At 63.4% G+C, this 18,425-nt stretch carries 19 protein-coding genes; 12 read left to right on the forward strand and 7 right to left on the reverse strand.

Annotated elements, in window-relative coordinates; all coding sequences use genetic code 11:
• Positions 1 to 29 precede the first annotated feature (29 nt).
• Both purM and purN read left to right on the forward strand, forming a co-directional pair.
• Positions 30 to 1,076, forward strand: a complete 1,047-nt coding sequence (gene purM, locus AC58NV_RS00720; protein ID WP_497225446.1) for a phosphoribosylformylglycinamidine cyclo-ligase — start codon at positions 30 to 32, stop codon at positions 1,074 to 1,076.
• A complete protein-coding gene (gene purN, locus AC58NV_RS00725; protein ID WP_497225447.1) occupies positions 1,073 to 1,669 on the forward strand; it encodes a phosphoribosylglycinamide formyltransferase in 597 nt (198 codons plus the stop codon). The genes purM and purN overlap by 4 nt, the downstream gene beginning before the upstream one ends.
• Here the strand turns inward: purN and AC58NV_RS00730 are convergent.
• Positions 1,666 to 1,851, reverse strand: a complete 186-nt coding sequence (locus AC58NV_RS00730) for a hypothetical protein (RefSeq protein WP_039192667.1) — start codon at positions 1,849 to 1,851, stop codon at positions 1,666 to 1,668. The genes purN and AC58NV_RS00730 overlap by 4 nt on opposite strands.
• Before the next feature lie 231 nt (positions 1,852 to 2,082).
• Between AC58NV_RS00730 and rnd the strand changes: the two genes are divergently transcribed.
• Positions 2,083 to 3,240 (forward strand): ribonuclease D, encoded by a 1,158-nt coding sequence (gene rnd, locus AC58NV_RS00735; RefSeq protein ID WP_497225448.1) that lies wholly within the window; start codon positions 2,083 to 2,085, stop codon positions 3,238 to 3,240.
• 73 nt (positions 3,241 to 3,313) lie between these two features.
• Here the strand turns inward: rnd and AC58NV_RS00740 are convergent, their stop codons facing one another.
• Positions 3,314 to 3,823, reverse strand: a complete 510-nt coding sequence (locus AC58NV_RS00740; RefSeq protein WP_497225449.1) for a hypothetical protein — start codon at positions 3,821 to 3,823, stop codon at positions 3,314 to 3,316.
• A gap of 135 nt (positions 3,824 to 3,958) precedes the next feature.
• Between AC58NV_RS00740 and AC58NV_RS00745 the strand changes: the two genes are divergently transcribed.
• Complete coding sequence (locus tag AC58NV_RS00745) at positions 3,959 to 4,369, forward strand: SufE family protein (RefSeq protein ID WP_497225450.1); 411 nt, start codon at positions 3,959 to 3,961, stop codon at positions 4,367 to 4,369.
• Between the two features lie 62 nt (positions 4,370 to 4,431).
• Here AC58NV_RS00745 and AC58NV_RS00750 read toward each other — a convergent pair whose 3' ends face one another.
• Both AC58NV_RS00750 and AC58NV_RS00755 read right to left on the reverse strand, forming a co-directional pair.
• Positions 4,432 to 5,142 (reverse strand): DUF1638 domain-containing protein, encoded by a 711-nt coding sequence (locus AC58NV_RS00750; RefSeq protein ID WP_497225451.1) that lies wholly within the window; start codon positions 5,140 to 5,142, stop codon positions 4,432 to 4,434.
• 1 nt (position 5,143) lies between these two features.
• Positions 5,144 to 5,842 carry a corrinoid protein gene (locus AC58NV_RS00755; RefSeq protein ID WP_271905524.1) on the reverse strand — a complete coding sequence of 233 codons (699 nt, stop codon included), beginning with the start codon at positions 5,840 to 5,842 and terminating at the stop codon, positions 5,144 to 5,146.
• A 249-nt stretch (positions 5,843 to 6,091) separates the two neighbouring features.
• On the opposite strand from AC58NV_RS00755, the gene AC58NV_RS00760 reads away from it, so the two are divergent.
• Both AC58NV_RS00760 and AC58NV_RS00765 read left to right on the forward strand, forming a co-directional pair.
• A complete protein-coding gene (locus tag AC58NV_RS00760; RefSeq protein ID WP_497225452.1) occupies positions 6,092 to 7,144 on the forward strand; it encodes a PA0069 family radical SAM protein in 1,053 nt (350 codons plus the stop codon).
• Positions 7,145 to 7,214: 70 nt separating this feature from the next.
• On the forward strand, positions 7,215 to 7,493 hold the full coding sequence (locus AC58NV_RS00765) for an acylphosphatase (RefSeq protein WP_366659587.1): 279 nt from the start codon (positions 7,215 to 7,217) through the stop codon (positions 7,491 to 7,493).
• A 74-nt stretch (positions 7,494 to 7,567) separates the two neighbouring features.
• Here AC58NV_RS00765 and bmt read toward each other — a convergent pair whose 3' ends face one another.
• The gene (gene bmt / locus AC58NV_RS00770; protein ID WP_497225453.1) at positions 7,568 to 8,590 is read right to left on the reverse strand and encodes a betaine--homocysteine S-methyltransferase; all 1,023 of its coding nucleotides are present in this window, start codon (positions 8,588 to 8,590) and stop codon (positions 7,568 to 7,570) included.
• Positions 8,591 to 8,850: 260 nt separating this feature from the next.
• A complete protein-coding gene (locus AC58NV_RS00775) occupies positions 8,851 to 9,168 on the reverse strand; it encodes a DUF1476 domain-containing protein (RefSeq protein WP_497225454.1) in 318 nt (105 codons plus the stop codon).
• A gap of 274 nt (positions 9,169 to 9,442) precedes the next feature.
• On the opposite strand from AC58NV_RS00775, the gene purC reads away from it, so the two are divergent.
• The 6 genes from purC (at position 9,443) to AC58NV_RS00805 (ending at position 17,966) form a co-directional block, all read left to right on the forward strand.
• Positions 9,443 to 10,204, forward strand: coding sequence for a phosphoribosylaminoimidazolesuccinocarboxamide synthase (purC, locus tag AC58NV_RS00780; RefSeq protein WP_019297459.1), 762 nt, complete (start codon positions 9,443 to 9,445; stop codon positions 10,202 to 10,204).
• Positions 10,205 to 10,305: 101 nt separating this feature from the next.
• Positions 10,306 to 10,536: a phosphoribosylformylglycinamidine synthase subunit PurS gene (gene purS / locus AC58NV_RS00785; RefSeq protein ID WP_019297460.1), complete on the forward strand. Its 231-nt coding sequence runs from the start codon at positions 10,306 to 10,308 to the stop codon at positions 10,534 to 10,536.
• On the forward strand, positions 10,536 to 11,204 hold the full coding sequence (gene purQ, locus AC58NV_RS00790) for a phosphoribosylformylglycinamidine synthase subunit PurQ (RefSeq protein ID WP_497225455.1): 669 nt from the start codon (positions 10,536 to 10,538) through the stop codon (positions 11,202 to 11,204). The genes purS and purQ overlap by 1 nt, the downstream gene beginning before the upstream one ends.
• A 36-nt stretch (positions 11,205 to 11,240) precedes the next feature.
• On the forward strand, positions 11,241 to 13,013 hold the full coding sequence (locus AC58NV_RS00795; RefSeq protein WP_366659580.1) for an ATP-binding protein: 1,773 nt from the start codon (positions 11,241 to 11,243) through the stop codon (positions 13,011 to 13,013).
• Positions 13,014 to 13,043: 30 nt separating this feature from the next.
• Positions 13,044 to 14,381 carry a sigma-54-dependent transcriptional regulator gene (locus AC58NV_RS00800; RefSeq protein WP_497225456.1) on the forward strand — a complete coding sequence of 446 codons (1,338 nt, stop codon included), beginning with the start codon at positions 13,044 to 13,046 and terminating at the stop codon, positions 14,379 to 14,381.
• 588 nt (positions 14,382 to 14,969) lie between these two features.
• Positions 14,970 to 17,966, forward strand: a complete 2,997-nt coding sequence (locus AC58NV_RS00805; protein ID WP_497225457.1) for an Rne/Rng family ribonuclease — start codon at positions 14,970 to 14,972, stop codon at positions 17,964 to 17,966.
• A gap of 183 nt (positions 17,967 to 18,149) precedes the next feature.
• On the opposite strand, the gene AC58NV_RS00810 is transcribed toward AC58NV_RS00805, so the two are convergent.
• Entirely contained in the window at positions 18,150 to 18,383 is a 234-nt protein-coding gene (locus AC58NV_RS00810) for a sulfurtransferase TusA family protein (RefSeq protein ID WP_497226375.1), read from the reverse strand.
• Between the last annotated feature and the right edge of the window lie 42 nt (positions 18,384 to 18,425).

Genomic DNA, 18,425 nt, shown 5'->3' on the forward strand with positions numbered 1-18,425 from the left:
TGCCGCAACGTGTTGGAAGGAGCCATGTGATGACCAGCGGCAAGAACGGCCTGACCTATGCAGATGCAGGTGTGGACATTGATGCGGGTAACGCCCTGGTTGACCGGATCAAGCCGGCCGCCAAGCGCACCAACCGCCCCGGCGTGGCCAGCGGGCTGGGTGGTTTCGGCGCCCTCTTTGATCTGAAGGCTGCGGGTTACAACGACCCGATCCTGGTGGGCGCCACCGATGGCGTCGGCACCAAGCTGCGGATCGCCATCGACACCGGCGTGGTTGGCGGCGTTGGCATCGACCTGGTGGCGATGTGCGTCAACGACCTGGTCTGCCAGGGGGCTGAGCCGCTGTTCTTCCTGGATTACTTCGCGACCGGCAAACTGGAAACCGACGTCGCTGCACGCATCATCGAAGGCATCGCCGAGGGTTGCGTGCGCTCCGGCTGCGCGCTGATCGGCGGCGAGACCGCGGAAATGCCGGGCATGTACCCGGAAGGCGATTTTGACCTCGCGGGCTTTGCCGTGGGCGCCATGGAGCGCGGCACCGCGCTGCCTGAGGGCGTGGTCGAGGGCGACGTGCTGCTGGGGCTGGCGTCCGACGGCGTGCACTCCAACGGCTACTCGCTGGTGCGCAAGCTGGTTGAAGTTTCCGGTCTTGGCTGGGACGCGGACTGCCCGTTCGGCGAAGGTGCCCTGGGTGAGGCGCTGCTGACCCCGACGCGCCTTTACGTCAAGCAGTGCCTGGCCGCGGTGCGGGCAGGGGGCGTGCATGCGCTGGCCCATATCACCGGCGGCGGCCTGACCGAGAACCTGCCGCGGGTGCTGCCCGAGGATCTGGGTGCCGACATCGACCTGAACGCCTGGGAACTGCCGCCCGTGTTCAAATGGATGGCCGAGACCGGCGGCATTGCCGAGGCTGAAATGCTGAAAACCTTTAACTGCGGCATCGGCATGATCCTGTCGGTCTCCGCGGACCGCGCTGATGAGCTGGTCAAGGTGCTGGAAGCAGAAGGCGAGACCGTCGCCCGCCTAGGCACTGTCACTGCAGGCGCCGGCATGCGCTACTCGGGCAAGCTGCTGTGAGCCATAAGAAGGTCGCGATCCTGATTTCCGGCGGCGGCTCCAATATGGTGTCGCTGCTGGAAAGCATGACCGGCGATCACCCGGCACGCGCCTGCCTTGTGCTGTCCAATAATGCGGATGCCGGCGGGTTGGCCAAGGCCGCTGCGGCTGGTGTGGCAACCGCAGTGGTTGACCACCGCCCGTTCCATGGCGACCGGGAAGCCTTTGAGACCGAACTGGTGAAGCCCATCTTTGAAGCGGGCGCCGATATCGTCTGCCTGGCCGGCTTCATGCGGGTACTTACCGCTGGGTTCGTCTCGCAATTCGAGGGGCGGATGCTGAATATCCACCCCTCTTTGCTGCCCAAATACAAGGGGCTGCATACCCATGCGCGGGCGCTGGAAGCGGGCGACGCAGAGCATGGCTGCACCGTTCATGAGGTAACTCCGCTGCTGGATGATGGCCCGATCCTGGGCCAGGCGCGGGTGCCGGTGCTGGCGGGTGATACGCCGGACGCGCTGGCCGCGCGGGTGCTGGAGCAAGAGCACAAGCTCTATCCGGCGGTGCTTCGCCGCTTTGCCGCGGGCGACAAGACGCCGGTGCGGCTGCCTTAACGGGTTTCCTGCACGGCCGCGCTGTTTCCGCGCCAGTCCAGCTGTTCGGCCTGCTGTTCCGGCGCCATCAGTGCGGGCAGGCCGATCAGCACCAGCAGCAATGCTGCCGCAAGTACCGGAATCAATCCTCGGGACAGTGTGAAACCACCGGTTTTGGCGGGAGAAAGATCAAGTATGGTCATAGTTTGTCCTCCTGTGACGGGTGTATCCCCAATCTAGGAGCGCTGCAGCCATTATGAAAATGAATGTTTGAAACGGTTCGCATCACGGATCGTGAACCCATGTGGCGCCCGTGTGCTGGCGGCCACAGCGCCGCTGGCAGAATTCTCTGCCGAGCCTCGCACTTGTTTGCATTGGCCGGGACAAGCGCGTATCACGGCCCGGTCTTACTGATAATGAAAAAGCCGTAATTGATGAAAACTCTGACCTCTACCGAAGAACTGCAGGCTTTCTGCGAAGCTGCAGCGCAGCACGCCTATGTCACGGTGGATACCGAGTTTCTGCGCGAACGGACCTATTACTCCAAGCTCTGCCTGATCCAGCTGGCCTTTGCCGGCGACGGGGAGAATGACGCGGTTCTGGTCGACCCGCTGGCCGATGGCATCTCGCTGGAGCCGCTGTATGAGCTGTTCCGCAACGAGAATGTGGTCAAGGTGTTCCACGCCGCACGCCAGGACTTGGAGATCTTCTGGGTCGACGCGCAGGTGTTTCCGAAGCCGCTGTTCGACACCCAGGTTGCGGCGATGGTCTGCGGCTTTGGCGAGCAGGCGGGCTATGAGACGCTGGTGCGCAAGATCGTCAAGCAGGGGCTGGACAAGACCTCGCGCTTCACCGACTGGTCGCGCCGCCCGCTGAGCGAGGCGCAGAAAACCTATGCGCTGGCGGATGTGACCCACCTGCGCAAGATTTATGAGTTCCTTGCTGCGGAACTGGGCAAAAGCGGCCGCGCCCATTGGGTGACCGAGGAATTGCAGGTGCTGACCGACCCTGCGACCTATGACATTCAGCCCCAGGATGCCTGGAAACGGGTGAAGACCCGGACCAACTCCGGCAAGTTTCTGGCCGTGGTGCGTGAACTGGCGGCCTTCCGGGAGACCTATGCGCAGAGCAACAACGTGCCTCGCAACCGGGTGTTCAAGGATGATGCGCTGGTCGAGCTGGCCTCAACCAAGCCGCGCAATCCGGGGGATCTGGGCGGCTCCCGCCTGCTGCTGCGCGAGGCGCGAAAGGGCGCGATTGCCGAGGGTATTCTGGAGGCCGTGGCCAAGGGCGTTGCCTGCCCGGCAGAGAAGCACCCGAAGATGGACCGCAGCAAGGAGAAGCTGCAAGTGAACCCGGCGCTGGCGGATCTGCTGCGGGTGCTGCTGAAGGCCAAGACGGAATCCGAAGGCGTTGCCGCCAAGCTGATCGCACCGAGCGCCGATCTGGACGCAATTGCCGCTGGTTTGCGCGATGTGCCGGCCCTCAGCGGCTGGCGCCGCGAAGTCTTCGGCGCCGATGCGCTGCGGCTGTGCGAGGGCAAGATCGGATTGGCTGCCAAAGGCCAGGACGTGATGGTGGTCGAACTCTGATCGCCCTGCTTAAGCGTATGACCACGAAAAAACGCCCGCATCCGCGGGCGCTTTCTTTTTTAGAAGGATTGGGTTAGCGGCGGCGGCTTTCCCTGGCGTTTGCCTCGCCGTTCACTCGCACGAGGCGCACCTCCTGCAGGTCCTGGTTCGACAGGGTGCGAGCGGCGTGCAGGGTGCGGCTGAATTCGCTGCCGGTGATCGTCGGCTCTTCCGGGTATACGATCCGGAAGTCATAGGTCAGAACACCTTCCTCAGTGCCCTCGACCCGGCGCAGCTCAACGTCGAAGGCACCTTGGCGCGCAGCGATGCCGGTTGCGTGGATGATGGCTCCCGTGCTGGTCCGCTCGATTTCCAGGCCGTCGATCCGGCTGACCAGGACGCTTTTGTCTTCGGGCGGTTTCTTGGCAAAGATGCCGCGCGCATTGCTTTCCTGCGGCAGCAGCGGGTTGACGTTCGCGGCCACCTCAACCTCTGCCGGTTCGGAGCTGCCAAACCAGTTGCTCGGGTTCAGCCGTGAATCCCGCCAGCCGCACGCTGAAAGCACCAGCGCGCAGGCCAATGTAAGAGCCAATGGTTTTTGCATCCGTCCCCGCCCATTCAAAATGTCTTTGCAACGGATTACCCGATTGGCTGCAGCTTGAAAAGCGGTTGAAAAGGGGCGGGCAGGGGCTTAGGTGCTGATCAGCCCCGGAAAGCGGATTTTGAGGATTGACGGACGATGGCCACAGCCGCCTTTGAAGAGATCGTGGAGGACTTCGAGTTCATGGAGGACTGGGAAGACCGCTACCGCCATGTGATCGATCTGGGCAAGGCCATGGAGCCGCTGGAAGAGGCGCTGAAGGTGCCTGCGACCAAGGTCGACGGCTGCGCCAGCCAGGTCTGGCTGCACGCCACGGTCGAGGGCGGGGTGTTCCGGTTCGACGGCGACAGCGACGCGATGATCGTGCGCGGGCTGATCGCGGTGCTGCGCTGCCTGTACAACGGTCTGCCCCTGCAGCAGGTTGCGTCGGTGGACGCCAAGGCGGAGCTGGGGCGGCTGGAGCTGAATGAGCACCTGTCTTCGCAGCGCTCCAACGGCCTGAGGGCGATGATCGAGCGGATCCGCGAAACTGCGATGGCGCAGGCCTGAGCAGCGCGGGCGATGGGCCGGCCCCTCGCGCTCCCCGGAGTATTTTTGGAAAGATGAAGGGCTTACCTGGCCCAGCCGGAAATGGCGGTTTCCAGATCGCCGTAGCCGGTGTGGCGGTGCTCAAACGCCAGCCCCATGCGGTCTGCGCATTCGCGGGCCTTTTCCACCAGCCTGGGGTCGCTGATCTGCGACTGGTAGACCAGCTTTGTGTAGTTGCCGAACACCATGTCCCGCAGCTCCGGATTCTTGTCGAGCCCCATCGGCCGCCAGACGAAGGCGTCGAACTGCTTGACCAGGAAGTCGGTCAGGTAGAAGGCGGTGATTTCACCCTCATCGGCATGTTTGGCAAAGGTGTCATTGCCCTCGAAGAAGGAATAGCAATGCGGGCCCGCCACCATCTCGACGCCGAGCTCGGCGCATTTGCGCTCCAGCGCGCCGCCAGTGCCGCAGTCGGCATAAACCACGTAGATCTTGTCATAGACCGCTGAATGCTTGGCCACGGCGCCATCGACAGCGTCGGTGATCTGCTCCGGATACAGGTGCAGCTTGGCGGGCAGGCAGGTGAGGTCGATGTGATCCAGCCCGTTTTTCTCCTTGATATCAAGGATCTCGCGCGCCAGCGCGCCGCAGGCGATCAGCAGGATGCGGCCGGTCTTCTTTTCGGGCGCGGCCAGGCCCTGCTCGGTGAGGGAGCTTTCCTCAAGCGTCCGCCCGGTCGGGGGGCGGAAGGCAGCCCGCTCTGTCAAGCGGGCTGCGCGTCCTTTGCGTGCCAAATCAGGCGCTCATCGAGTTGTGCTTGCGCGCAACGAAGTCCTTGGCCATCTCCACGGCCACGGCTGCGTCACGGCAATAGCCGTCGGCGCCGATTGCCTTGCCGAACTCTTCGTTCAGCGGCGCGCCGCCAACCAGCACGATGTAGTCGTCGCGCAGGCCCTGTTCGACCATGGTGTCGATAACCACCTTCATGTAGGGCATGGTGGTGGTCAGCAGAGCGGACATGCCGAGGATGTCCGGCTTGTGCTCTTCCATGGCTTCCAGGTAGTTCTCGACCGGGTTGTTGATGCCGATGTCGACGACTTCGAAGCCCGCGCCTTCCATCATCATAGAAACCAGGTTCTTGCCGATGTCGTGGATGTCGCCCTTCACGGTGCCGATGACCATGGAGCCCACGCGCGGTGCGCCGGTTTCGGCCAGCAGCGGCTTCAGGATGGCCATGCCGCCCTTCATCGCGTTTGCTGCCAGCAGCACTTCCGGAACGAACAGGATGCCGTCGCGGAAGTCGGCGCCGACGATGGTCATGCCGCCAACCAGCGCTTTGGTCAGGATGTCGTAGGGAACCCAGCCGCGCTCCAGAAGGATGTTCACGCCTTCTTCGATTTCCTCTTTGAGACCATCATAGAGGTCGTCAAACATCTGCTGAACAAGTTCCTCGTCATCGAGTTCCGAGAGGATGATGTCTTCTTCGTCCGACATGCGCCTAATCCTTGCTGACGGGGGAATCCCCGGTGTTGGCCTATTTCAGAAGCTTTTGTGACAGAATGCACTCCGCGGACTGCATTGTTTGCGACATCGCCGCTGTTCTAACCGACGTATAGAGACAATTCCGGCGCAAGAATAATGAAGATTCCACATGGAAATCTTCGAATTTGCCCATTTGTTCTTTATTTGTTCTTATCTGGCGGCTAATTTGCGTCCATGCCGCCGGAAAACACGCCACATACCATGCGCCGCAAAACACGCGCCAGCCTCAGCAATGCGGCAGGCCGGTTCGACATGGCGCGGGAGGCCGTAGACGACGGCTGGTTCCAGGAGATGCCGGAGACGGTGATTCCCACTGAGGTGCGTCAGGAAACGGCGCGCACTCTGATCACCTACAACCGCTCCCCCGATCTGCCCTTCGACCGGTCGATCAATCCTTACCGCGGTTGCGAGCATGGCTGCATCTACTGTTTTGCGCGGCCAACCCATGCCTATCTGGGTCTGTCGCCAGGGATGGATTTCGAAACCCGGCTGATTGCGCGCCCAAATGCTGCCGAGGTTCTGCGCAAGGAGTTGTCGGCACCGCGTTACAAGGTGGCCGCTCTGGCGCTTGGCACTAACACTGACCCCTATCAGCCGTGCGAGCGGGATCTGCGCATCTCGCGCGCCTGCCTGGAGGTTCTGTGCGACTTCAACCACCCGGTGGCAATCGTGACCAAGGGCGCCATGGTTGAGCGGGATCTGGACATCCTCGCGCCGATGGCGGCCAAGGGACTGGTAAGGGTGGGGATTTCCGTCACCACGCTGGACCCGGACCTGTCCCGCCGGATGGAGCCGCGGGCGCCGCTGCCGGCGCGGCGGCTGGCCGCCATCCGGCGGCTGACCGAGGCAGGGGTGCCGGTGCGGGTAATGACCTCGCCCATCGTGCCTGGGCTGACCGATCATGAACTGGAGGCGCTGCTGGCAGCCGGGGCGGAGGCCGGGGCGGATGCCGCCAGCTGGATTATGCTGCGGCTGCCGCGGGAGGTGTCGGAGCTCTGGCAGGAATGGCTGGCGGAACATGAACCTAGCCGCGCCGTCAAGGTAATGGCGCGGCTGCGGGAGATGCATGGCGGGCGCGACTATGATCCGCGCTGGGGCCACCGGATGCGGGGCGAGGGGCGTTATGCGGAGATGATCGCGCAGCGGTTCAAGGCGGCCTGCAAGAGGCTGGGCCTGCAGGAGCGGGCAAAGGCGCTGCGCTGCGACCTGTTTTCCCGTCCGCCGCAGCCGGGCGACCAGCTGGCACTGTTCTGACGTTTCCCGGCCAGCCGGGCCGCGTTTTGTGCTATGCTGGAGGCCTTCATGACAGAAAGGAAGGTGTCCAATGGCTTCTGTTGCTGTGAAAGCGCGTGTCACAGGACGTGTGCAAGGCGTGGCCTTCCGCACCTGGGCGCGGGCGGAAGCGCTGCGCCACGGGCTGTCGGGCTGGGTCCGCAATGAACCTGACGGCTCGGTCCGGGCCTTGCTGATAGGGCCTGCAGCCAGCGTCGCGGATATGGTGCGCAGAATGGGCCGCGGGCCCGGGGCGGCCTCGGTGAAGGACGTGCTAACGGAAAGAACCGATCCCGAGCCGGGGATCAGCGGATTCAGCATCACTGGATAGGCAGGGCCGGCAGTAAAAAAGCGCCGCGTGCGAAGACGCGGCGCCATTCTTTTTGTCGCTGCCTGCTGCAGCGGTCAGGCGCGGCGCCGTCCGCGGCGGCTACGGCGCTCACCACCAGCCCCGGCATCTTCGCCGGTGCCATCGCTGTCAGAGGTGAAGGGGCCCAGCACCTCAACGATTTTCTCCAGCGCCGGTGCATCGCCGCGCGGTCGGCTGTCCAGGGCATCGCGCATGGAGCGCAGGTGATCGGGCATGGTGCCGCAGCAGCCGCCAATGATCTTGGCGCCGGCATCGCGGGCCATCACCGCATATTCGCCCATCAGCTCCGGGGTGCCGTCGTAGTGGATGTGGCCGTCGACATATTTCGGGATACCGGCATTGCCCTTGGAGATAATCGGGCGCTCAGTGCCTTGGGCCGCAAAGCCGAGCACGGTGCGCAGGATGTCGGAGGCGCCGGTGCCGCAGTTGGCGCCAAAGGCCAGCGGCGTGTTTTCAAACTCTTCCACCAGCTGGGCCAGGTCCGAGGAGGTCACGCCCATCATGGTCCGGCCTGCGGTGTCAAAGCTCATGGTGCCGCACCAGGGCATGTCTGCCAGCTTGAAGGCCTCGGCGGCGGCGCGGAATTCTTCCGGCGCAGAAATGGTTTCCAGCCACAACACGTCGGCGCCGCCTTCCTTCAGGGCGTCGGCCTGCTCGTGGAACATTTCCACCGCCAGGGAATGGGACATTTCTCCAACCGGCTCAAAGATTTCGCCGGTCGGGCCGACGGAGCCGGCGACGGCGATCTTGCGCTTTGCCTTGTCGGCAACCTCGCGGCCAAGTTCGGCGGCGATGCGGTTCAGCTCGCGCACGCGGCCCTGCGCGTCATGCAATTTCAGGCGCGCGGCGGTGCCGCCAAAGCTGTTGGTCAGGAACAGGTCGCTGCCGGCATCGACCGACCCCTGGTACAGCGCCAGGATTTTCTTGGGCTCATCAACGTTCCACAGCTCCGGCGCGTCGCCGGACTGCAGGCCCATGGCGAAAAGGTTGGTGCCGGTTGCACCATCCGCCAGCAGCACGTCCTTGGTGTCCAGCAGCTGTTTGAAGGTGTTTGTCATCAGTTGGATTCCGTGTCAGCAGGCCGTCCCGGTGTGCCGGGTGGCAAATTGGTCTGCTTCCCCTGTCTCACGCTACGCTGGCAAGGGCAATTTCATTTTCTTCATCTTCATTATGAGAGCGCTGCGCGGCTGCCGCAAAGATGGCGGCATGCGGCAGATTGCGTCATGACACCGCGCGGTTGCCGCCGCGACCGGCGGAGTTTCCGGCAATACCGGCAAACAAAAGGCTAATGCGGCATGTGGAAGCCGGCAAAAGGGTCTCAGCCGGCTTCGCTCAGTATCTGGTCCTTGGCTTCCGGCAGCAGCTCCGCGCGTTTCGCCCGGATCTCATCGGCAGAGGCCTTGCCCTGCAGCTCGCCTTCCAGCTTGCGCACCACGTCCTCGTGGCCTGCTTCTTCCAGATCAGCTGTTACAATCGTTCCGGCAAAGGCCTCGGCGTCCTTGCCGCCAAGTCCCAGCAGGCCGGCAGCCCACATGCCCAGAAGCTTGTTGCAGCGCGCCTGCGCATTGAACTGCATCTCCTCATCATGCGCGAACTTCGCTTCAAAGGCCTGTTCGCGCTCGTCGAATGTTGTCATATCGCGTCCTCATTTAACCTATTGCGCCCCTTCACATGATAGGAGCATGATAGCGGCTCAGGGCAAGAAAAAACTGTGCCCGGCAAGGCCCTTGTGCTGTTGCGCAAGCGGTGCGCGCGAATGTGGTCCGGGCCACGGGCGCAGGAGGCTGCGGCTGAGGGCAGGGGCGGCGTTCACCTGATCCATGCAGCACGCTTGCGGCTGAGGCCCCCTTGCACTATGAGAGCGGCACATCGCAGGGCCGGATTCCCGGCATTGACCCGAAAGGTTCCCAATGGCGCGTCGCAAGAAGATTTACGAAGGCAAGGCCAAGACTTTGTACGAGGGCCCCGAGCCCGGCACCATCGTGCAATACTTCAAGGATGACGCCACCGCCTTCAACGCCGAAAAACACGACGTGATCGAGGGGAAGGGTGTTCTGAACAACATCCTGAGCGAGTTTTTCATGCTGGGTCTGGCGCAGATCGGCGTGCCGACCCATTTTCTGAAGCGCCTGAACATGCGCGAGCAGCTGGTGCGCAGCTGCGAGATCATTCCGCTGGAAGTGATCGTGCGCAACTACGCGGCCGGTTCGATCTCCAAGCGCCTGGGCATCGATGAGGGCACCCAGCTGCCGCGCCCGGTGGTGGAATACTGCTATAAGGACGACGCCCTGGGCGATCCGCTGGTCACCGAGGAGCACATCGCCGCCTTTGGCTGGGCCAGCCAGCAGGACATGGACGACATCCTGAGCCTGGCCCTGCGCGTGAACGACTTCCTGTCCGGCGTGTTCCTGGCTGTGGGCATCCGCCTGGTCGACTTCAAGATCGAGATCGGCCGTATCTACGAAGGCGACTTCCAGCGCCTGGTGATCGCCGATGAGATCAGCCCCGACAGCTGCCGTCTGTGGGACATCAAGACCGGCCAGAAGCTGGACAAGGACGTGTTCCGCCGCGACCTGGGCAGCCTGACCGACGCCTACAGCGAAGTGGCGCGCCGCCTGGGCGTGATGCCGAACAACCCGCCCGCGCCGGGCAAGCCGACGCTGGTGAACTGAGATAGGGACCCGCTGCGCCTGCCGCGCCGCGGGTCCTTGAGTATTTTTGGAAAGATGAAGCCCGGCAGGGCTTCGCCATCGAAAACCTGAGGGATGATGCGATGAAGGCACGGGTGCATGTGATGCTGAAGAACGGGGTTCTGGATCCGCAGGGCGAGGCTGTGCGCCACGCGCTCGGCGCTCTGGGCTTTGACAAGGTCGAAGGCGTCCGGCAAGGCAAGGTGATTGACCTGGATCTGGCCGAAGGCGCAACCGAGGCAGATGTGACCGCAATGTGCGAGAAGCTGCTGGCCAACACCGTGATCGAATCCTACAGCATCGAGATGGCCTGATGAAGGCGGCGGTTGTTGTTTTCCCGGGGTCGAACTGCGACCGCGATCTGGCGGTGGCGTTTGAACAGGCTGGTTTCGACGTCTCGATGGTCTGGCACAAGGACAGCGCGCTGCCCGCAGGCGTGGACATCGTCGGCGTGCCGGGCGGTTTCTCTTATGGCGATTACCTGCGCTGCGGCGCCATCGCGGCGCAGTCGCCGATCTGCAAGGCCGTGATCGAGCATGCCGACCGTGGCGGCTATGCCATCGGCGTCTGCAACGGTTTTCAGATCCTGACCGAAACCGGCGTGCTGCCGGGGGCGCTGCTGCGAAATGCGGGCCTTAAATACATCTGCCGCACCGTGAACCTGAAGGTGACGACTTCCGAGAGCGTCTTCACCCAGGGCTACAACGCCGGTGATGTGATCGGGGTGCCGATTGCCCACCACGACGGCAACTACTTTGCCGATGCAGAGACCATCAAGGCGCTGCAGGATCAGGACCGGGTGGCCTTCACATACGAGGAAAACCCCAACGGTTCGGTAGCTGACATCGCGGGCATCCTGTCGGAAAACCGCCGCGTTCTCGGGATGATGCCGCATCCGGAGCGGGCTGCGGACGAGGGCCACGGCGGCACCGACGGCACGGCAGTGTTCCGCGCATTGGCGGGGATGGTCACCGCTGCGTGACTTGAGGATAGGCGGCGGCGGCCATAGTGTATCTTTATGACCGCCCCGCGCACCGATCTGACCAAATCTGAGCCAAAGGCGCGTTCCCGCACGATTTCCTGGCGGGCGCGGCTGGCGCTCGTGCTGTTCATGGCGGTGGCAGCGGTCACCGTTTGGACCACCAACCGGGCGTTGACCCACCGGTTTACCGAAAGCACCCGCAACCGTGCCGAGCTGCGCCTGGCGCTTTATTCCGGCAATCTGCTGAGCGAGCTGCGCCAGCACGCCATCGTGCCGCAGCTTCTGGCCCGCGATCAGACGCTGATCTCGGCGTTGCAATCCAGCGACTTCTCCCTGTCCACCCAGCGGCTGATCTCTTTTGTGGATGAGATCGGCGCCGCGTCGATCATGCTGCTGGCGCAGGACGGGCGCACGGTGGCGGCCACCGACCGTAACCGGCTGGGTGAGAGCCACCGCAATGCCGCCTATTTCGTTGATGCGGTGCGGGCCAAGTCGACAGTGTTCTCGGTCATCCCGCGCGAGGTGGGCGGCTACCGCTTCACCTATTCGCGCCGCATCATTGATGCGACCGGCGTGCTGGGTGCGATTGTGGTCGAGGTCGACCTGCAAAAGTTCGAGCGCGCCTGGGCGGGGATTTCCGATGCGGTGCTGGTCACCGACAGCACCGGCACCATCATACTGGCCACCGAGGCACGCTGGCGCGGGCTGAAGGAGGGCGATGCAATGACGCTGCAAACGCCCGAAGGCGCCATCCAGCGGGCGATTCGCGCCACCACCGACTGGACGGCGCTGCCGCCGGACGCCTATCTGCAGGGCGAGGCGGTGATGCGGCTGGAAACCCGGGTGCCGTTCCAGGGATGGCGGATGGCCACATTTACCACCTATTCCTCGGTTCGCGAGCGGGTGAATGCGGTGCTGGCGCTGGAGATCATGGGATTCGCGATCCTCCTGGCGCTGGCTTTCTACTTTCTCAGCCGCAAGACGGCGCTGCGGATGGCGCTGTTCCAGCGCGAGTCGGCAGAGCTTCGCGTATTAAACGCTCGCCTTCAGCGGGAAATCGCCGAGCGTGAACGCATGCAAAAGACCCTGGCGGTGGCCGAGCAAAGCCTGGCGCAAAGCTCCAAACTGGCGGCCTTGGGCGAGATGTCCGCGGCTGTCAGCCACGAGCTGAACCAGCCGCTGGCGGCGATGAAAACCTACCTGGCCGGCGCCCGGCTGCTCTTGAACCGGAACCGCCCGGACGAGGCGCTGGCCTCCTTCGGGCGCATCGACGATCTGATCGAGCGGATGGGCGCGATCACGCGCCAGCTCAAGTCGTATGCGCGCAAGGGCGGCGATGCGTTCAGCCCTGTAAACTTGGGTGATGCGCTGGCTTCCAGCCTGTCGATGATGGAGCCGCAGCTGCGCCAGCGGCATGTGAAAATAACCCGCATCCTGCCGGAAGAACCTGTTATGGTGATGGGCGACCGGATGCGGCTGGAGCAGGTGATGGTCAACCTCTTGCGCAATGCGCTGGACGCCACCAAATCAGTGGCCGACCCGGAGGTGGAGATCCTGCTGGCGGCGGGCGAGACGGCAACCTTGTCGGTGCGTGACAATGGGATGGGTATCAAGGACTTCGACAACCTGTTTGAACCTTTTTACACCACCAAGCAGCCCGGCGACGGGGTTGGATTGGGGCTTGCCATCTCCTCGGGGATCGTCAACGACCTTGGGGGACGGCTGACCGCCCGCAACGGGCAGAACGGCGGGGCGGTCTTTGAAATGCAATTGCCGGTCCTGGTGGACGGTATCGAAGCTGCCGAATAGGCAGCCCGGAGTGATTAGGAGTGAACGCGCATGGCCCAGGCTATGAAAATCGCGATCGTGGACGACGAACAGGATATGCGGCAGTCGATCAGCCAGTGGCTGGCGCTGTCTGGCTATGACACGGAGACCTTCTCCAGCGCGGAAGAGGCGCTGAAGGTTCTGGGGCCGGATTATCCGGGCATCGTGATCTCTGATATCAAGATGCCGGGCATGGACGGGATGCAGTTCCTGAAAAAGCTGATGGGCAGCGACTCTGCGCTGCCGGTGATCATGATCACCGGCCACGGCGACGTGCCGATGGCGGTTGAGGCGATGCGCGTCGGCGCTTTCGACTTTCTGGAAAAACCGTTCAACCCGGACCGCATGTCGGAGCTGGCGAAGCGCGCCACCGGTGCCCGCCGTCTGACGCTGGACAACCGGGCGCTGCGCCGCGAACTGTCGGACGGCGGCCAGATCATGAAGAAGCTGATCGGCCAGAGCCCGGTGATGGAGCGCCTGCGCGAGGATATCCTGGACCTCGGCCAGGCAGACGGCCATGTGCTGATCGACGGCGAGACCGGCACCGGCAAGACGCTGGTCGCGCACGCGCTGCACGCAGTCGGCAGCCGGGCAGGCAAAAAGTTCGTGCTGATTTCCTGCGCTGCACTGGAAGAAGGAGCGCTGGCCAAGCGCCTGTTCGGCCCGATGCTGCCCGAAGACAGCATGCTGCCTGCGATTGAAGAGGCCCGCGGCGGCACCCTGGTGCTGGAAGACATCGACGCGCTGTCTGAGACCCTGCAGGCCAAGCTGCTGAGCGTGATCAACGAGCAGGGCACCCCGGCTGAAACCCGGATCATCGCCATTTCCAACCTGCAGGAGGCAGGCAAGACCTGCGAGGACGCGCTGCGCCCGGACCTGTTCTACCGTCTGGCGGCGCTGCGCATCACCGTGCCGCCGCTGCGCCAGCGCGGCGAGGATATCCTGACGCTGTTCACCCGCCTCAGCGAACAGTTCTCCGAGGAATACGGCTGTGACGCGCCGCAGGTGAGCGCCCAGGAGGCCGCACAACTGCTGCAGGCGCCCTGGCCGGGCAACGTGCGCCAGCTGATCAACATTGCCGAACGCGCGGTGCTGCAGTCGCGCCGCGGATCCGGCACCATTGCGTCGCTTCTGATGTCTGATCACGAGGAGATGCAGCCGGTGATGACCACCGAAGGCAAGCCGCTGAAGGAATACGTGGAAGCGTTTGAGCGGATGCTGATCGACAACACAATGCGCCGCCACAAGGGCTCGATCGCCAGTGTGATGGACGAGTTGTGCCTGCCGCGTCGGACGTTGAACGAGAAAATGGCGAAATACGGCCTGCAACGGTCCGACTACCTCGCCTGACGTCTGGCCCAAGCCCTTACCCTTGGCGGGAAGCCACCCGGGAAACAGGGTTTTCCGCGGCGGAGTTCGCGTCTGGAGCCGGAGTGGATTGGAAAACTAACCTGAAATTAACGGCTTGCCTGATAGGGGCAGGCCGTTTGCATTTTCAGGCCCGGTGGTGACGAATGTCCATTGTCATTACCTATCCACAGGCCTTATGCTGGCGCAACGGGCCGGAAACCGGCAAGTGGTTCCGCCCGTCCTGATGAGATTCGCTGGCTTCGGCTTTTGTCCGGCATGATCCGAGAAAGCTGCAGCCAGACCGATTGGCCCTCTTGAACAAAGGGGGCAGTTTAGCGCCCAAGCCGGAATTATCACCGGTGCAGGGATAACAAGGCAGGCGCGGGCACACCCCGACTGCCGGAGAAGAACCGCGATGACGCGCGCGAGAGCGAAGAGCACTGAGGCAGGAAGGCCGGGCATAGACCCCGGGACCACCTGCTGCACCGCGCCGTCCATTATCGCCCTGACAAGACACCACCCGAAACGCGCGCGGCCGCCTGGAAGCAGAAGGCTTGCGGGCGCACAGGGCAGGTGCACCAAGGACCCATGGCAAAGAAGATGCTTATTGACGCCACCCACGCGGAAGAGACCCGCGTTGTGGTGGTCGATGGAAACAAGGTTGAGGAATTCGACTTTGAATCCGAAAACAAACGCCAGCTTGCTGGCAACATTTACCTCGCAAAAGTAACACGCGTCGAACCGTCCCTGCAGGCGGCCTTTGTGGACTATGGCGGAAACCGCCATGGTTTCCTGGCGTTTTCGGAAATCCACCCGGATTACTACCAAATCCCCGTTGCGGACCGTGAGGCCCTGATGGAGGAAGAGCGCGCCTATGCCGAGGCGATGCGCGTCCGCGATGAGGACGAGGATGAAAAACCGGCCAAGCCCAAGCGCTCGCGCCGCTCCAAGTCCTCTGCCAAGGCGGCCAAGGCATCGTCCAAGGATGCCGTGGAAACCAAGGAGGTCGAAGCCTCTGACGCCGCCACCGGCGAAATTGCCGGTATGGAAACGATCGACCTGACCGACAGCTCTGAAGCTGCGGATGTTCCGGCTGAGCTGGCCGAGGTGCCGGAAGGCTCCTCGCCGATGGAACGTGTCGCCGAAACCCCGGTGGAAGAGCCGGAAGAGGGCAACGCTTCGGAAGCTGCACCGGAGGCGGAAGAGACAACTGCCGCTGCAGAGGTCCCGGAGGCTGAAGAGGCTCCGGCTGAGGGAGCCGTTGCGGAAACAACCGGCGAAGGCGAAGCCGAGGCAGAGGCAGAGACCGCTTCGGCGGATGCCGAGATTGCTGCTGATGAATCAAATGCCGAAGATGACGCTGAAGACAGCGACGACGAAGCCGAGACCGGCCGCGCCGATGCAACCTCCAAGGACGAAAGCATCGAGTCGGTTGCCGATGAGGATGACAGCGAGGACATCCGTCCGCCGCGCAAACCGCGTCCGCGCCGCTACAAGATCCAGGAAGTGATCAAGGTGCGCCAGGTGCTGCTGGTGCAGGTCGTCAAGGAAGAGCGCGGCAACAAGGGCGCAGCGCTGACCACCTACCTGTCTCTGGCAGGCCGCTACTGCGTGCTGATGCCCAACACCGCCCGCGGCGGCGGCATCTCCCGCAAGATCACCAACGCAGCCGACCGCAAGAAACTGAAAGACATCGCAACCGAACTGGACGTGCCCACAGGCGCGGGCCTGATCGTGCGCACCGCCGGTGCCAAGCGCACCAAGTCCGAGATCAAGCGCGACTATGAATACCTGCAGCGCCTGTGGGAGCAGATTCGCGAACTGACGCTGAAATCCATCGCGCCGGCCAAGATCTATGAAGAGGGCGACCTGATCAAACGCTCGATCCGCGACCTCTACAGCCGCGAGATCGACGAGGTTCTGGTGGAAGGCGACCGCGGCTACCGCATCGCCAAGGACTTCATGAAGATGATCATGCCGTCCCATGCCAAGAACGTGAAGCACTACCAGGACGGCCTGCCGCTGTTTGCGCGCTTCCAGGTGGAAAGCTACCTGGCAGGCATGTTCAACCCGACGGTGCAGCTGAAATCCGGCGGCTATATCGTGATCGGCGTCACTGAGGCGCTGGTGGCGATCGACGTGAACTCCGGCCGTGCAACCAAGGAAGGCTCGATCGAGGAAACCGCGCTCAAGACCAACCTGGAGGCCGCTGAAGAGGTGGCGCGCCAGCTGCGTCTGCGCGACCTTGCCGGTCTGATCGTCATCGACTTCATCGACATGGACGAGCGCAAGAACAACGCCGCCGTCGAAAAGCGCATGAAGGACAAGCTGAAGACCGACCGCGCCCGCATCCAGGTGGGCCGGATCTCCGGCTTTGGCCTGATGGAAATGTCGCGCCAGCGCCTGCGCCCCGGTATGATCGAGGCGACCACCGCGCCGTGCCCGCATTGCCACGGCACCGGCCTGATCCGCTCCGACGACTCGATGGCGCTGTCGATCCTGCGCCAGATCGAGGAAGAGGGCACCCGCCGCCGTTCGCGCGAAGTGCTGGTGCGCTGCCCGGTCTCCATCGCCAACTTCCTGATGAACCAGAAGCGCGAGCACATCGCCCAGATCGAGGCGCGTTACGGCCTGTCCGTGCGCATCGAAGGCGACGCGCATCTGGTCAGTCCGGACTTTGTGCTTGAAAAGTTCAAGACCGCATCGCGCAACGTGCCTGCCGCCGCCGCTCCGGTGGTGTCGGTCGATACTTCGATCATGGATCAGGTCGACGCGGATGAGGCCAAGCAGGACGAGGATGAGGCCCCGGCCACGCCCGAGACTGCGGATGAGGCATCGCAAGACGACAAACCCAAGCGCAAGCGCCGCCGCCGCCGCCGCCGCAAGTCCGGCAGTGGCGAGCAGTCTCAGAACGGTGAGGGCGGCGAGAACGGCGACGAGGCGTCCGACGTTGAGGAGCAGCCCAAGGAAGAGGCCGTTGAAGCGGCTGAACCCGCTGCCGAAGGCGAGGAAGCCCCGGCGGAAGAGGTGAAGGAAAAGAAACGCACCCGCACCCGGACCCGTTCGCGCAAGCCGAAGGCCAAGCCGGCTGAGGCCGAAGCCGCTGCTGGTGAAGAAGCTGCGGCCGAAGAGACGGCTCCTGCCGAAGCTGCTGAGGAAGCAGCCGAGGCTGTGGAAACTGCCGATGCAGCTGAAGCCCCCGTGCAGGAGGCAGAAGCAGAAGCGCCGGTGGCAGAGGCTGCGGAGCCGGTGGCAGAAACTGCGGCAGAGTCCGAGGACGCTCCGGCAGAGGCCGGCGAGGCCCCAGCGCAAAAGGATGCTGCGGAAGCTGAAGCTGCTCCTGCCGGGATCGCTGAGGAAGCTGCAGAAGAAGCTGCTGTTGCAGAGGCCGAGGCGGAGGCGGAGCCCGCCGCTGAAGAGCCTGCTGCAGAAGCGGTTGCTGAGGAAGAGACCGAAGCAGCCGAGCCTGCACCTGCGGCTGAGGAAATGCAGCCGGAGCCTGCAATGGCCGGAGCTGAGGCTGAGTCCGAACCTGCGGCCCCGTCCAAGCCTAAGCGCCGCGGCTGGTGGTCTATGGGCAGCTGAGGCTGAAAAGATGGAAGGGAAGGCAGGCTGTTTCGCCTGCCTTTCTTTTTGCGTGCCGCCAGTATCTTCTCAGCCGGTGGCCGGGCTGCAGCCGCGTCCCGGCGGGGCAAACACGGATAATCCGAGCCGGAATTCGCGCCGAATTCCGGTTGCCTCGCGGTAAAGCACGGACACTGTCAGGAGTTAGCTGCCCTTGCGGATCAAATAAATCTGATGGCCCGCACTGGTGCTGTGGCCCAGAAAATCATGGCCTGCCTCATTGCAGAAATGCGGCACGTCAATTACGGCCGCCGGATCATCCGCCAGCAGTTCCAGAACCTGGCCGGGCTGCAGCGATTTCAGCCGCTTGCGGGCTTTCAGGACGGGCAGGGGGCAGAGCAGCCCGATTGCGTCTACTGTTTCTTTGATCTCGGTCATGGTGTGCAGATAAGCGGGATGTTTCATGCTGTCCACAAGGAT

The organism is Leisingera sp. ANG49, assembly GCF_059694505.1.